This window comes from Myceligenerans indicum (genome assembly GCF_016742955.1).
In the GTDB taxonomy this organism is placed as follows: domain Bacteria; phylum Actinomycetota; class Actinomycetes; order Actinomycetales; family Cellulomonadaceae; genus Myceligenerans; species Myceligenerans indicum.
The window spans coordinates 1-13,882 of sequence record NZ_JABBYC010000027.1 but is presented as its reverse complement, the minus strand read 5'-3'; the positions used below and the strand labels follow the sequence as shown (position 1 = coordinate 13,882).

12 protein-coding genes and 1 pseudogene are annotated in these 13,882 nt (G+C 73.1%); 4 read left to right on the top strand and 9 right to left on the bottom strand.

Features of this window, described 5'->3' with window-relative positions:
- Positions 1-10: 10 nt before the first annotated feature.
- Positions 11-397, bottom strand: a complete 387-nt coding sequence (locus HGK34_RS14015; RefSeq protein WP_201848400.1) for a hypothetical protein — start codon at positions 395-397, stop codon at positions 11-13.
- Positions 398-579: 182 nt separating this feature from the next.
- Here HGK34_RS14015 and HGK34_RS14010 point away from each other — a divergent pair, with 182 nt between their 5' ends.
- Entirely contained in the window at positions 580-1,737 is a 1,158-nt protein-coding gene (locus HGK34_RS14010) for an LLM class F420-dependent oxidoreductase (RefSeq protein WP_201848398.1), read from the top strand.
- Between the two features lie 65 nt (positions 1,738-1,802).
- On the top strand, positions 1,803-2,258 hold the full coding sequence (locus HGK34_RS14005) for an MGMT family protein (RefSeq protein WP_372433132.1): 456 nt from the start codon (positions 1,803-1,805) through the stop codon (positions 2,256-2,258).
- A gap of 31 nt (positions 2,259-2,289) precedes the next feature.
- On the opposite strand, the gene HGK34_RS14000 is transcribed toward HGK34_RS14005, so the two are convergent.
- The 3 genes from HGK34_RS14000 to HGK34_RS13990 form a co-directional block, all read right to left on the bottom strand.
- On the bottom strand, positions 2,290-3,591 hold the full coding sequence (locus HGK34_RS14000; RefSeq protein ID WP_201848394.1) for a GNAT family N-acetyltransferase: 1,302 nt from the start codon (positions 3,589-3,591) through the stop codon (positions 2,290-2,292).
- Between the two features lie 199 nt (positions 3,592-3,790).
- Complete coding sequence (locus HGK34_RS13995) at positions 3,791-5,080, bottom strand: Fpg/Nei family DNA glycosylase (protein WP_201848392.1); 1,290 nt, start codon at positions 5,078-5,080, stop codon at positions 3,791-3,793.
- Position 5,081: 1 nt separating this feature from the next.
- Complete coding sequence (locus HGK34_RS13990) at positions 5,082-5,531, bottom strand: ribose-5-phosphate isomerase (protein WP_201848390.1); 450 nt, start codon at positions 5,529-5,531, stop codon at positions 5,082-5,084.
- Positions 5,532-5,614: 83 nt separating this feature from the next.
- Between HGK34_RS13990 and HGK34_RS13985 the strand changes: the two genes are divergently transcribed.
- Positions 5,615-7,603 carry a M13 family metallopeptidase gene (locus HGK34_RS13985; protein WP_201848387.1) on the top strand — a complete coding sequence of 663 codons (1,989 nt, stop codon included), beginning with the start codon at positions 5,615-5,617 and terminating at the stop codon, positions 7,601-7,603.
- A gap of 236 nt (positions 7,604-7,839) precedes the next feature.
- Here the strand turns inward: HGK34_RS13985 and HGK34_RS13980 are convergent, their stop codons facing one another.
- The 5 genes from HGK34_RS13980 to HGK34_RS13960 form a co-directional block, all read right to left on the bottom strand.
- Complete coding sequence (locus HGK34_RS13980; protein WP_280517920.1) at positions 7,840-8,850, bottom strand: LacI family DNA-binding transcriptional regulator; 1,011 nt, start codon at positions 8,848-8,850, stop codon at positions 7,840-7,842.
- A gap of 2 nt (positions 8,851-8,852) precedes the next feature.
- A complete protein-coding gene (locus tag HGK34_RS13975) occupies positions 8,853-10,100 on the bottom strand; it encodes a sugar ABC transporter permease (RefSeq protein ID WP_307815961.1) in 1,248 nt (415 codons plus the stop codon).
- A 64-nt stretch (positions 10,101-10,164) separates the two neighbouring features.
- Positions 10,165-10,953, bottom strand: coding sequence for an ATP-binding cassette domain-containing protein (locus tag HGK34_RS13970; RefSeq protein WP_201848385.1), 789 nt, complete (start codon positions 10,951-10,953; stop codon positions 10,165-10,167).
- On the bottom strand, positions 10,950-12,119 hold the full coding sequence (locus HGK34_RS13965) for a substrate-binding domain-containing protein (protein WP_201848383.1): 1,170 nt from the start codon (positions 12,117-12,119) through the stop codon (positions 10,950-10,952). Before HGK34_RS13965 ends, HGK34_RS13970 begins: the two co-directional genes overlap by 4 nt.
- Positions 12,116-13,303 (bottom strand): ROK family transcriptional regulator, encoded by a 1,188-nt coding sequence (locus HGK34_RS13960; protein WP_307815960.1) that lies wholly within the window; start codon positions 13,301-13,303, stop codon positions 12,116-12,118. The genes HGK34_RS13965 and HGK34_RS13960 overlap by 4 nt, the downstream gene beginning before the upstream one ends.
- Positions 13,304-13,581: 278 nt before the next feature.
- Between HGK34_RS13960 and HGK34_RS13955 the strand changes: the two are divergent.
- A pseudogene (locus tag HGK34_RS13955) lies at positions 13,582-13,882 on the top strand (carbohydrate ABC transporter substrate-binding protein); the annotation flags it as partial.

Here is a 13,882-nt window from a genome sequence, read left to right as displayed (position 1 = left end):
GGACTCACGATCACTCCTGGCGGCGGCGTCCTGCCAGGCCGGGAGGCGCCTTCGCGCACCATGCGTCCTCGACCGCCTCGGCGAGGTGTGTGCCCGACACCACATCGAGCTGGACGAGGAGTGCGGCGTAGCCGTCGAAGTGCTCGATGGTGAACACGCCCGGTCGCCCCTCGGCGAGCACCGCCTCCTTCTCACCCAGGTCGTCGACGCTCACGGCGAGGATCGGCCCGGCCGGCACGTCGTCGTCCCCGAACCGCCGGACATCGGCCTTCGAGAAGGGGCGCTCCCACGCGAACGCCCGGCCCGCGACGAACCAGGCCCGGCCCCGGGACCGGGTTCCCTCGGCGGTCTCGGGGAGATCCGCGACGAGACGGGCCACGTCGTCGTAGGAAGCCATGGTCCCGAGCGTACGACCGACCGCCGCCGCCGGCCCGGCAGCACCCTCCCGGGACCGCGGACATGCCCGGATCCGGCCACGAACGCCGTCGTCCACGATAGGGTGGCAACCGGTACCTGAGACGCGCAGTCGCAGGAAATCCTGCCCGCCTGACCCCGACCGCTCGACGACGAGGACTCACCATGCGCATCGGCATCCAGACCGGCTACTGGTCACGCAAGCCCCCGAAGGGCATCCAGCAGTCCATCCTGGCGGGCGACCGGCTGGGCCTCGACTCGGTCTGGACCGCCGAGGCCTACGGCTCGGACGCCTTCACACCACTCGCCTGGTGGGGCTCGCGGACCAGGAACGTCCGCCTCGGCACCGGGATCGCGCAGATGGCCGCACGCACGCCCACCGCCACCGCCATGCACGCCATGACCCTGGACCACCTGTCCCGCGGGCGCTTCGTGCTGGGACTCGGCGCATCCGGACCGCAGGTCGTGGAGGGCTGGTACGGCCAGCCGTACCAGAAGCCCCTGGCCCGCACGCGGGAATTCGTCGACATCGTGCGGGAGGTGATCGCCCGCGAACACCCCGTCTCCTACGACGGCTCGTTCTACCGCATGCCGCTGCCGGCCGACGAGCCCGGCGCGACGGGCCTGGGCAAGGCGCTGAAGCCGACGGTGCACCCGTTCCGTCCCGAGATCCCGATCGTGCTGGCGGCGCAGGGCCCGAAGAACATCGCGCTGGCGGCGGAGATCGCGGACGGCTGGATGGGGTCGTTCTACGCGCCCCGGCTGGACGGGGAGTTCCGGGAGCTGCTGGACGCAGGGTTCGCGAAGCGCCGTGAGGAGCGCTCGCCGGCGAGCGGGTTCGAGGCGATCGCGACGGTCCCGGTGTTCGTGCGCGACGACGTCGAGGCCGCCGCCGACCTCATCCGCCCGTACGTGGCGCTGTACGCGGGCGGGATGGGCGCCAAGGGCGCGAACTTCCACAAGCAGTCCCTCGACAGGATGGGGTACAAGGAGGCCATGGACGAGGTCCAGGACCTGTACCTGGCCGGCCGCAAGGAAGACGCGGCCCGGGCGGTGCCGACCGAGCTGGTGGACGAGGTGGCGCTGATCGGTCCCGCGAAGCGCATCAGGGAGCGCTTCGCCGCCTGGGAGGACACCCTCCTGACGACGATGCTGGTGCAGGGGGACCCGTCCTCGGTGCTCACGATCCTGTCGATCGCGCAGGAGCACGCCGCGCGGGATGCCGGGAGCAGCCCGCGGGCCCGCCGGACCGCGCGCACCCGCTCGGTGGCGGGCCGTGCGCTGGCGGCGCTGGCGCCGTCCAAGGTCCCGGGCGCACGCTGAGTGGACGAGGGGCGCGGCTCCGAAGTGTGCGGTGGCCAGGTGGTTCTCCGCCTACGATGCCAGGTGTGGACCGGAAGCTGCGGGCGGACGACGGTGCGGGCGGCGAACCGCCCCAGGGCGCTACGGCGCTGACGGATGCCGAGGAGTACGCGGCCGCCGTGCTCGGGCTCGTGCGGAGGATCCCGCCGGCCCGCGCGATGACGTACGGGCTGATCGCGGAGATCGTGGCGGAGGACCTCGGGCGTGGCGGGCCACGGCAGGTCGGGAACGTCATGGCGGGGTCCGGGGACCGCTACCAGCATCTGGTGCCGGAGGACGCCGTCGTCGTCGGTCCCGCGCAGGACAGCTTCGACGTGCCCTGGTGGCGCGTCGTCAACGCGGCGGGCTCACCGCCGGCCCAGCACCTGACGGCCGCGCTGGACGCGCTGCGCGCCGAGGGCTGCCCGCTGACCCGCGACGGCCGCCGCGTCGACCTGAAGCGCGCCGTCTGGTTCCCGGACGGTCCCGACCCGGCGCGCTGACCTGCGCCCGTACGGTCGTGATCTGCCGGCCTCACCAGATCCAGCTGCACACCGGGCGAACCGGCCAGCCGAAGGCCGTGGCGGCAGCGGCGAGCACGCCCGGCGTGTGCTCGGTGACCAGCCCGGCCGCGGCGAGCGACATCAGAGAGGTCCCGCCCAGGAAGGCCGCACCGAGCTCACGGACGTCGAGGGACAGGTCCGCGCGATCCGCGACACGGTCGCACGTGGCCTCGCCGAAGGCCCGGGCCCGGAGCCGGTACGTTCCGGCGTTCCGGGGAATCCGGGAGTCGGTCACCGCGAGCGTCACGTCGAGGTCGGTGGAGTACTGCCGTCCGGCGAGCGCGGAGGGCACGTCGACCAGCCGGACCCACACGTTGTCCACGACGCGCGGCTGCGCCGCACGGGGGTCGGCGAGCAGCTGGGTGACGGTGTCGTCGACCGGCAGGATGAACACGGCCGTCTCGGTCGTCAGGTCGAAGTCGATCAGCACGCCCCACAGCGCGCGGGCGGCCGCGGCATCCAGGGCGACGGCCTCGACCACGACCGTCGAGCCGCGCGGGCCGAACGCCTCCCAGTCGAGCTTCCGGCGGAACAGCGCGTAGCCGCGCGGCTCCCCGCCGCGCTCCACGACGGCGATCCGGCGCGACTCCCGTCCGCCGCGGTGTGCCGGCGGATCGTCCCAGAAGTGCGCCTGCAGCTCCTCGGTCTCACGCTCGCACCAGCCGGGCCTGTTGATCCCGTCGACCCCCGCGGGCCGCTTCCCCGCCGCCCGGTGAACCCGTTCCACCAGGTCGCCGTGCTGCGCCCGGGACGCGTGCTCGATGCGCACGCGGTGTTCGCCCGCGCCCGCCACGTCGCGCAGGACCGCCCCGCGGGCGATGGTGAGCCGGACGTCGTCGGCCGCCCGGCCGTAGCCGAACCGTCCGTAGATCGGCGCCTCGGCCGCGAACAGGGCCGACAACGGCTCGCCACGCCGGCGGCAGCGCGCCAGATGGCAGTCCATCATGGCGGTCAGCAAGCCGCGGCGGCGGTGCTGGGGATGCACCCCCACCCAGGTCAGCCCGCCTGTCGCGAGCGTGCCGCCGGGCACGCCGAACTCGCGGAACGGATAGGAGCCGTGCAGTGCGGCGAGCCCGTCGAACCCGTCCGCCTCGACGCCGATCGTACGGTCCCAGCCGAGGGGAAAGGGATGCCGGACCGCGTCGTCGAGCGCGACGCCCGAGGGGAACGCCCACAGGTCCAGGTCGACGACGGCGCGGCGGTCCGACTCGGTGAGCGTGCGGAGCCGGTAGCCGTCCGGCAGGGGCACGTCCGGGAGGGTGGCGGTGTCCATGAGCCGATGGTGCCCGTCCGCGCTCGCGGGCGCGAGACATTTGGCCCCGACGTCGCCCGGTCGGGTCCGGCAGGCCTGCCCGGTCGGGTCCGGCGGGCCTGCCCGGTCGGGTCCGGGGAGCCTGCCCGGTCGGGTCCGGGGAGCCTGCCCGGTCGGGTCCGGCGAGCCTGCCCGGTCGGGCGGGGCGGGTACCGCCGGGTCAGGTCTGGCAGGTTCCGCACCAGAAGAGATTGCGGCCCGCGAGCTCCTTGAGCAGCACCGGGGCGCCGCACACGCGGCAGGGCAGACCGTCGCGGTGGTAGACGTAGAACGCCTGGTCGGCGGCGACCGCATCGGGTGTCCCGTCGGTGTTCTGCCGGGTCTGGCGCTGGGTCTGGCGCCGGGGCGTGGGCCCGGCAGTGGGCCCGGCAGTGGGCTCGGCGTTGGGCCCGGCGTTGGGCCCGGCGTTGGGCCCGGCGTTGGGCCCGGCAGCGGGCATGGTGCCAGGTCCGGCGGGCGACGGTGCCGCGTCCCGGTCGGCCGGGCGTGTGGTGACGATCGCGCCGGTGCGGGCACCCTCGCGCATGAGGACGACGAGGTCGTCCCAGATCGCGCGGACCGACGGCGGCGCGACCTCCCGGCCAGGCCGCAGCGGGTCCACGCCGCCCCGGAACAGGGCCTCCGCCCGATAGATGTTGCCGACGCCGGCAATCACCGCCTGGTCCATGAGGAGCTGCCCGATGGTCACACGGGAACGCCCGGCCTTCGCGACGAACGCCTCGGCGTCGTGCCCGGGCTCCCCGTCCCGGATCGGATCGGGCCCGAGCCGCCCGGTCACGGCCTCCTTCTCGGCCGTCGTGATCACCTCGCACGCGGCGGGCCCGGTCAGATCGGCGACGGCCCGCCTCCCGAGCACCCGCACCCGCACCTGCCCCCGAGGCGCGGGCGGCGTCCACTCCGCGCCGGGCGCGCCAGGTCGCGCGGCGGGCTGGGCGAGAACGCCGCCTTCCGCGGTGGACGCACGACCACCGCGGACGGCGGCGTCGTCGAGCGGACCCTGTGCGGTACGGACCGAGGCCGACGCCGCAGCCGGGACTGCGGGCGGTGACGCATCCGGGGCCGGGGCCGGGGCCGGGGGAAGGGTCTCGCGCTCGCCGATGCGTTTGCGGGGTGCGCCGATGGCGTGAGCCACCTCGGACGCGCCCGGCGCCCCCGCGAAGGTCCAGGCACCGTAGAGGCCGAGGTGCGTCCGCAGCCACAGCGTCCCCTCGCCGGCCCGAGGCGAGGCCCCGGCGCCCGGCATGGTGCGGTGTCCGGAGTCGTCGGTGCCGGCCGCGAATCCGCAGAACAGCTGCTTCCCCCACGCCTCCACGGCCACCAGCCGCCGGCCGTCGAGCACGGCGGCGCCGTCGGCGAACCGGCCCTGCGGGCTGGTCACCCGCAGCGCCTGGTCGCCGAACAGTTCTCGCAGGGTCCGCGCGAGGCGGTGGACGGTGTGCCCCTCGGGCAAGTCAGCGGGTCTTCTCGTAGGCGGCGAGCTGGTCGATCCGGCGCTGGTGGCGCTCGTCGCCGCTGAAGGACTCGGCCACGAAGGCGTCGACGATCGCCGTCGCCTCCCGGACCGTGTGCATGCGGCCGCCGACGGCGACGACGTTCGCGTCGTTGTGCTGGCGCCCGAGCCTGGCCGTCTCGATCGACCAGGCCAGCGCGGCGCGCACACCGTTGACCTTGTTCGCGGCGATCTGCTCACCGTTGCCGGAACCACCGATCACGATGCCGAGGGAACCGGGCTCCGCGACGACCGCCTCCCCCGCGGCGAGGCAGAACGACGGGTAGTCGTCCAGCGGGTCGAGCTCGTGGGCGCCGTGGTCGGTGACCTCGTGCCCGGCGTCGGTCAGGTGCTGCACCAGGTGAGTCTTGAGGTCGTACCCGGCATGGTCAGCGGCGATGTGCAGGTGCATGAAACCATCTTCCATCACGAGCCCGGGTGGTCTCCAGCACGGCCCGCACGATGGACGACGACGGCCGCGCGTACCCTGACGCCATGACGACCGAATCCACCCCCGTGAAGTCGGGAATCGACCTCGACGCCCTCGACCCCGGAGTCCGTCCGCAGGACGACCTGTACCGCCACGTGAACGGCCGCTGGATCGACTCCCACGAGATCCCCGCGGACCGTGCGATGGACGGTGCGTTCCGCGCCCTGCACGACCAGGCGGAGGAGCACGTCCGCGAGATCATCACGGACGCCCCGGCCGGCTCCCCGATCGGTGACCTGTACGCGAGCTTCATGGACACCGAGCGCATCGAGGCGCTCGGGGTGGAGCCGCTCGCCGAGGACCTCGCGCTGATCCGCGGCGCCGCGGATCACGCCGAGCTCACGCGTGCCCTGGGCGCGCTGCAGCGTACAGGCGGCGCGGGGGCCGTCCAGTTCTGGGTGGACAACGACGCCAAGGACACCGAGCGCTACGTCGTCTACCTGGTGCAGGCCGGGATCGGCCTGCCCGACGAGTCCTACTACCACGACGACCAGTACGCGTCCGTGCGCAAGAAGTACGAGCCGCACGTGGCGCGCATGCTGGCGTTCGCGGACGTCTCGGGGGCCTGGGGCATCGGCGCCGACGACGCCGCCGCGCGCGTCGTCGAGCTGGAGTCCCGCCTCGCGGAGCACCACTGGGACGTGGTGAAGCGGCGCGACGCCACTCTCACCTACAACCCGATGGCCCTCGGCGAGCTGGCCGAGGACGCCCCGGGCTTCGACTGGCTCGCGTGGGTGGACGCGCTCGGCACGCCCCAGGGCGCACTCGACCAGATCGTGGTCCGCGAGCCCAGCTTCGCGACAGGCTTCGCGGCCCTCTGGAACGACGTGTCCCTGCTCGACTGGCAGCTGTGGATGACGTACCACCTGATCACCGCACGGGCGCCGTACCTGACCGAGGAGATCGTCGAGGCGAACTTCTCGTTCTACGGCCGCGTGCTCACCGGCGCGCAGGAGGTGCGCGAACGCTGGAAGCGCGGGGTGTCGCTGGTCGAGGGCGCGCTCGGAGAGGTCGTCGGGGCGGAGTACGTGGCGCGCCACTTCCCCCCGGAGCACAAGGAGAAGATGGACCACCTGGTGGGCGCCCTGGTGGCCGCCTACCGGGAGTCCATCGAGGGCCTCGACTGGATGACTCCGGAAACCCGCGAGAAGGCCCTGGTCAAGTTGGAGAAGTTCACACCCAAGGTGGGGTACCCCACCAAGTGGCGGGACTACTCGGGCCTCACCGTGGACCCGGCCGACCTGCTGGGGAACGTGCGCCGGTCGAACGCGTTCGACCAGGACCACGAGCTGGGCAAGATCGGCAGGCCGCTGGACCGCGAGGAGTGGTTCATGACGCCGCAGACGGTCAACGCCTACTACAACCCGGGGATGAACGAGATCGTCTTCCCCGCGGCGATCCTGCAGCCGCCGTTCTTCGACCCGGCCGCGGACGACGCCGTGAACTTCGGCGGGATCGGTGGCGTCATCGGGCACGAGATCGGCCACGGGTTCGACGACCAGGGGTCCAAGTACGACGGCGACGGCCGGCTGGAGAACTGGTGGTCGGACGCGGACCGCGAGGAGTTCGAGAAGCGCACCAGCGCCCTCATCGCGCAGTACGACGCGTTCCGCCCCGCGCAGCTCGACGCCGAGGAGCACTCGGACGTGCACGTCAACGGGTCGCTGACGATCGGTGAGAACATCGGCGACCTGGGTGGCCTGTCGATCGCGATCAAGGCGTACCGGATCGCACTCGGCAAGCCGCTGTCCGAGGCACCCGAGATCGACGGCCTGAGCGCGCTGGAGCGGATCTTCCTCGGCTGGGCGCAGGTGTGGCAGTCCAAGGGCCGCGACGAGGAGATCGTGCGGCGCATCGCCGTGGACCCGCACTCCCCCAACGAGTTCCGGTGCAACGGCGTGCTGCGCAACGTCGACGAGTTCCACGAGACGTACGGCACCCTCCCGGGTGACGGTCTCTACCTGTCGCCCGAGGAGCGCGTCAAGATCTGGTGACCTGTCGCGGCGAGGCTGCCGGGACCGGCCACCCGGACACGGCCCCGGCCGCCTCCCTCCCCCCGTCCGGGCTCACCCGGGCTCACGACTGAGCCTCGCTCGGCGGGGCCGAGCGGGAGGGAGGGCCGAGAGGGAGAGGCGGGAGGGAGCCGCGGACCGGAACAGACAGGCGGCGGTCGGCCCCGCGCCGGCGGAGCGGCTCCCAGGTCACGCCCGGCGGAGTGCGCGGCACCTTCTCAGGGGCGGCGCTCCCCCGTGCCCCTCGGGATGAGGTGCGTGGCCAGCGTGACCGTCCTCGGCGAAGCGGCCGGGTCGTGCGGTATGACCGCCAGCTCCGCCGCGCGGCGGCCCAGCTCGACGGCGTCGTACGCGACCACCGTCACGCCCAGCAGGTCCGCGAGATCGAAGTCGTCGAAGCCCACGAGCGCGACACGCGCACCACCGGGCGCGTCCGCCAGCGCGCGCAGCGCACCCTCGGTGACACGGTTGTTCTCGGCGAGCACCGCCGTCGGTGGCTCGGGGCCGTCGAGCAGGGCCGTGACGAGCGATCGCGCCTCGGCGGCGTCGTGCGCTCCCGACCGCACCCAGTTCTCCGCGCCCGGGTTCCCCAGCTCCGCCATCACCTGTAGGAAGGCCGCACGCCGCTCCCGGAACGTCCACACCTGCGGGTTGTCCCCGACGAACGCGATCCTCCGATGCCCGTGATCGCTCAGGTGCCGTACGGCGGACCGGACACCACCCCGGTTGTCGATGACCACCGTGTCCGCCACCAGGCCGTCGGCCGGCCGGTCCACGAACACCAGGCGCGTACCCGCGGCGAGCTCGCCGGCCAGTGAGGCGTGGTCCCCCGTGGCAGGGGTGACCACGAGGCCGCCGACGCGCCGTTCGAGCAGTTCCTCCGTGAGCAGGCGCTCGCGCTCCCCGTCCTCGCCGCACGACGTCGTGATCAGGTGCATGTCGTGGTCCCGTGCCACCTGCTCGATGCCGCTGGCCAGCGCCGAGTAGAACGGGTTGCCGATGTCGCCGGAGATGAAGCCGAGCAGTTTGGACACGCCGCCCCGCGCGAGATCGGCCGCCACCGCGTTGCGCCGGAACCCGAGCGCCGCCGCTGCCGCACGGACCCGCTCCCGTGTCGCCTCGGCCACGTTCGGCTCGCCGTTCAGCACGCGGGACGCCGTCTTCAGGCTCACTCCCGCATGGTCGGCCACTCCCGCGAGCGTCGGCCGACGGGCTCCTCGCACCGGCATCCTCAAGCCTCCTGACGACGACGTCGCACCAGCATGTCGACGACGATCGCACCCAGGAGCACGGCGCCGGTGACCATGTAGCGCGTGGCCTGGTCGAGGTCGAGCAGCGTCAGCCCGTTCGCGACGGACTGGATGACCAGCACCCCCAGCAGCGCCGACCAGGCGCTGCCGCGCCCGCCGAAGAGGCTCGTGCCCCCGATCACGGCGGCCGCGATCGCCGTCAGGTACGTGTCCGCTCCCCCGGTGCCCTGGTTCGCGGCACCCAGTCGGCCGGCCGCCAGGACGCCGCCCAGGGCGGCGAGCGTGGAGCAGGCCACGAAACTCGAGACCACGGTCCGGTGCACGGCGACCCCGGAGAGCAGCGCGGCACGCCTGTCGCTGCCCACCGCACGCACGGATCGGCCCCACCTCGTGCGCCGCAACGCCACGTCGGCCACGATCACGAGGACCACGAACAGCACCACCGAGTAGCCCACGCCCCGGGCCGTGGAGAGATACCCCACCGCGGCACCGAGCACCGCCGCGAGGGCGCCCGTCCGCAGCACGACCTGCGACCACGGCGCACACGCCAGATCCGCCCGCCGGCGGCGCTCACGCCCCCAGACCTGCATGGCCAGGTAGGCCAGAACCCAGAGCACCACGAGCGCCCACGCCACCGCCGGGTCGAGGAATCCCTGCTGGATCGAGCGCACGAACCACGACTCGAACGGAAGATTGATCGAGCCCAGCGGCCCCAGCACCCGCAGCTGAAGGCCCGCGAGGAAGAGCAGCCCGGCCAGCGTGATCACGAAGCTGGGCAGGCCCAGCCGGGAGGACAGGATGCCGTAGACGAGCCCGACGGCCATGCCGCAGGCGAGGGCGACGGCCACCGCGAGGACGAACGGCCAGCCCGCCGTCACCGTGCCGACCGCCACGATCGCGGCCGCCAGCCCGCTCACCGAACCCACCGACAGGTCGATCTGCCCCACCAGCAGCACGAGCACCACACCGAGCGCGATCACCCCGACGGGAACGCTCTGCAGCGTGAGATTGACCAGGTTCTCCGCGGAGAGGAAGTCGGGCTGGATCACCGCGAGCACCACCCACACGAACGCCAGCCCGACGACGATCGGCGCGACGCCGTGCTCGCCGTGGAACCACTGCCCCAGCACGGCTCGCAGGCCCACCCGGGTCCTGGCCTGTCCGGGATCGACCGCGGCGAGCGTGCTCCCGCCACCGCGTGTGCCGTCGGCGTTCATCGGGCCCCACACTCCCGCGCTCCATCGGATCTCATCGAACTCTCCACCCCACGCACTCCGCGCGCGCTCGCAGGCCTCATCGTCCCCCCGAGCCCGGGAGCACCGCGCCGGTCATCGCCGCCAACAGGTCCTCGTACGACGTCTCGCCGGTGTAGGTCCCGTGCACCCGGCCGAGCCGCAGCACCAGGATCCGGTCCGCGACGGCCTGCAGGTCGCCCGCCTGATGGCTGACCAGCACGACGGCGTGCCCCCGCCCGCGCAGCCGTGTGATCAGGTTGAGGACCTCCGCCGTCTGCCGCACCCCGAGCGACGCCGTCGGCTCGTCGAGCACGACGACGCGCGGGGACCCGAGCAGCGCCCGCGCCACCGCGATGACCTGACGCTGCCCGCCCGACAGGGCCCGTACCGGCTCGCGGACGGAAGGGACGCTCGCGGCGAGCTGGTCGAGGACCTGCCAGGTGCGGCGCTCCATCTCCACCTCGTCGAGGAAGACGCCGGAGCCCACCTCGTGCCCGAGGAACAGGTTCTCGACCACGTCGAGGTCGTCGACCAGCGCCAGCTCCTGGAACACGGTGGCTATCCCGAGGGCACGTGCGGCAGCCGGCGAGTCCAGCACCACGGGCGACCCGTCGACCAGAACCTGCCCGGCGTCCGGCCGGTGGGCGCCGGCCAGCACGCCGGCGAGCGTCGACTTGCCCGCGCCGTTGTCCCCCACGACGGCGAGCACCTCGTGCTCGTGGATGTCCACGTCCACGTCGACGAGGGCTCGCACGCCCCCGAAGTGCTTGCTCACCCCGCGCAGCGACACCACGGGGGCGCCCGAGGCGCGCGGAGGCGTGGCGCCTGGCTCGATGGGCTCGGTCATCCTTGCTCCTCCTGGGTCCCTCCGACGAGCCCGCGTGCCTCGCACGCGGCCCGGTACGAGGGGGTGCAGATCTGGTCGGCCGTGTACACGTGCCCGTCGACGATGACGTGCTCGATGTCGTCGGCCCCGACCGCGCGGGGCGCGAGCAGCAGGGTGGGCACGCCGTCGGTGACGGCCGTGGTGCGGGGGTCCTGGCCGCGCAGCACGCGCACCGCGAGCTCGGCGGCCGTGGCCGCCTGCTGGTCGGTGGCCTTGTAGATCGTCATGTACTGGTCCCCGGCGACGATGCGCTGCACCGCCGCGAGCTCGCCGTCCTGGCCCGTGGTCGGCGGGACCGGGTCGAGGCCGGCCGCCTTGGCCGCCGCGACCGCACCCCCCGCGACGCCGTCGCTGGCCGCCAGGATGCCGTCGACCTGACCGCGGTATCTGGTGAGCATCGCCTCGACCCACTCGGTGGCCTTGTCGGGGCTCCAGTCCGGCGTGTGATATTCCGCGAGGACGTCGATGTCGGTGCCTTCGAGGGCTCGGTGCGCGCCGTCGGCGATCGCGCGGGAGTTCGGGTCGGTGACCGCTCCCTGGACGAGCAGCACGCCCGGCCCCTGCGTGGTCCCGGCGGCCGCCCGGGCCTCGATCGTCGTCAGCCCCGGGTCGACGTCCGGATCGAGTGCCCCGGCCAGCGCCGACCCCATGAGGTAGCCGAGGAACTCGTAGTCGTAGGACACGTAGTAGTCGGCACCGTCGACGAACCGGTCGTAGGCGATCACCTTGGCGCCGAGCCGGTGCGCCTCCTCGACGATCCCGACGGCGGCAACCGTGTCGACGGCGTCGAGCACCAGCACGTCCGCCCCTCGCACCAGCATCGACTCGGCCTGTTCCTGCTGGCTGGCGACGTCCTGGCCCGCGTTGGCGTAGAGCACGTCGCAGCCCGGGCAGCGGCTGGAGACGACGCGCGCGAACGTGGGATGGTCGGACGCCTCGTAACGTGCCGTCTGGGACTCCGGCAGCAGGAGTCCCACCGTTCCCGAGGGGGTCGCCGCGGCCCCGGAAGTGGCCACGCAGGCGGAAAGCATCGCGGCGGCCCCGGCGGTGAGCAGCGCGGCAGCCAGGCCGGCTCGCCGTCGTCGCCCTCGTGGCACCTCGTTCCCTCCTGCTCGTGGTGCGATCATGATCCCACCACGCCGAGGACGCCGGCCGACCGGGCCGAATCGAGAGCGACCGCCAGCGCGCCCCGGACGCCGGCCGATCCGCCGAGCTCCGAGCGGACGACGTCGACCGGGCCCCGGGAGGTCGCGACCACGCGCTGGCCGAGGGTCGTGCGCAGGGGCTCGAGCAGGAGGTCCCCGACCTCCACGAGCTGCCCGCCGACGACGACGATCGCCGGGTCGACGATGTTGCACAGGTTGGCCAGCGCCACTCCGAGATGGCGGCCGGCGTCGTACACCACCCTGCGGCAGCCGGGATCGCCGCCGGTCGCTCGCGTGACCAGGTCGGCGAGCGTGAGGTGGCCGGCCCCGGCGGGCAGCATGCCCAGCAGGCTCGTCGCGCCGACCAGCATCTCCAGGCATCCCCGGTTGCCGCAGCGGCAGACGGGCCCGTTCTCGTCGACCGACACGTGGCCGATCTCGCCTGCGACACCGGCTCGGCCCCGCACGGCATGCCCTCCGATGACCAGGCCCGCACCGACGCCGTGGGAGACACGGATGTAGGCGAGGGAGTCGAACCCCTGGGCCGCTCCGTAGCGGTACTCGGCGATCGCGGCGAGGGTGGCGTCGTTGTCGACGGTGACGGGAACACCGAGTTCGGCCTGGAACAGGGCCGCGACGTCGACACCGTCCCAGCCGCGCATCATGCCCAGGGTGACCACCTCGCCGCTGGCGGGGTCGACCGGAACCGGCACTCCGACGCTGACGGCGAGCAGCTCGTCCGGCGACGCGCCGACGGACTCGATCATCTCGGTGACCAGCAGCGCGGTGCGACGCATCCCGACGTCGGCGCGGTGGTCGGCGGCGAGTGGCATGCGCTGCTCGGCCAGGACGCGCATCGAGGCGTCCGCCAGTGCGACGCTCAGGGACCGCACGCCGAACCGGACTCCCGCGACGAGCCCGAGGTTGCGCGCGAGCGTGACCTGCAGGGCGCGGCGCCCGTTGCGCACGGACTGGGAGGTGGCAAGGACGCCGGCGGCCGACAGTTCCTTGACGATGTTCGAGATGGTGGCCGGGGACAGCCCGGTGACGCCGGCCAGCTCGATCTGCGTGAGTGAGCCACGCTGCTGGACGGCGCTCACGATCCGGGCTCTGTTGGCCTCCCGGAGGGAGGTCTGCGAACCCGGGGTCACCCGATCCGCGCGCACAGCCACACAATAGACCGCTGGGCGGGCCCCATCTGCGATATCGCGGGCGCCCCAGGCACGTGCCCGCGTTGAATACACGCCATGAACGAAGTCTCACCAGCGAGGCGGCGTTGCGTTCACTTCTTGACATCAAGGCGGGATACCCGTTTGATAGGGCGCGGTTCTCGGGCGCCTCAGACGCCCGGCCACCTCCGGACGCGCCACCGTCCTGCCCCGGGATCGTGCCGCTGCGGAGGAGGGTTCGATCCACCGACCAACGAAGGTTTGAGGGACACGAAATGCGAATCAACAAGAAGTCGGCCGCTGTGGCCGCTTCGGTCGCCGCCCTGGGCATGACCCTGGCGGCATGCGGCAGCGGCGGCGGGTCCGACGACGCCGGGTCCGAGGGCGGCGCGGACCAGGTCGAGGTGTTCACCTGGTGGGCCGCGGGTTCGGAGAAGGCCGGTCTGGACGCGCTGGTGGGCGTGTTCAACGAGCAGCACCCCGACATCGAGTTCGTGAACGGTGCGGTGGCCGGTGGCGCCGGGTCGGCGGCGAAGGACCTGCTGCAGACCCGTCTGCAGGCCCAGGACCCGCCGG

What these genes read in the sequence shown, in the direction of transcription:
- HGK34_RS14000 (WP_201848394.1), bottom strand. Translation starts at nt 3,591, where the DNA reads ATGGACACCGCCACCCTCCCGGACGTGCCCCTGCCGGACGGCTACCGG.
- HGK34_RS13965 (WP_201848383.1), bottom strand. Translation starts at nt 12,119, where the DNA reads ATGATCGCACCACGAGCAGGAGGGAACGAGGTGCCACGAGGGCGACGA.
- HGK34_RS13990 (WP_201848390.1), bottom strand. Translation starts at nt 5,531, where the DNA reads ATGCACCTGCACATCGCCGCTGACCATGCCGGGTACGACCTCAAGACT.
- HGK34_RS13985 (WP_201848387.1), top strand. Translation starts at nt 5,615, where the DNA reads ATGACGACCGAATCCACCCCCGTGAAGTCGGGAATCGACCTCGACGCC.
- HGK34_RS13970 (WP_201848385.1), bottom strand. Translation starts at nt 10,953, where the DNA reads ATGACCGAGCCCATCGAGCCAGGCGCCACGCCTCCGCGCGCCTCGGGC.
- HGK34_RS14010 (WP_201848398.1), top strand. Translation starts at nt 580, where the DNA reads ATGCGCATCGGCATCCAGACCGGCTACTGGTCACGCAAGCCCCCGAAG.
- HGK34_RS14015 (WP_201848400.1), bottom strand. Translation starts at nt 397, where the DNA reads ATGGCTTCCTACGACGACGTGGCCCGTCTCGTCGCGGATCTCCCCGAG.
- HGK34_RS13980 (WP_280517920.1), bottom strand. Translation starts at nt 8,850, where the DNA reads ATGCCGGTGCGAGGAGCCCGTCGGCCGACGCTCGCGGGAGTGGCCGAC.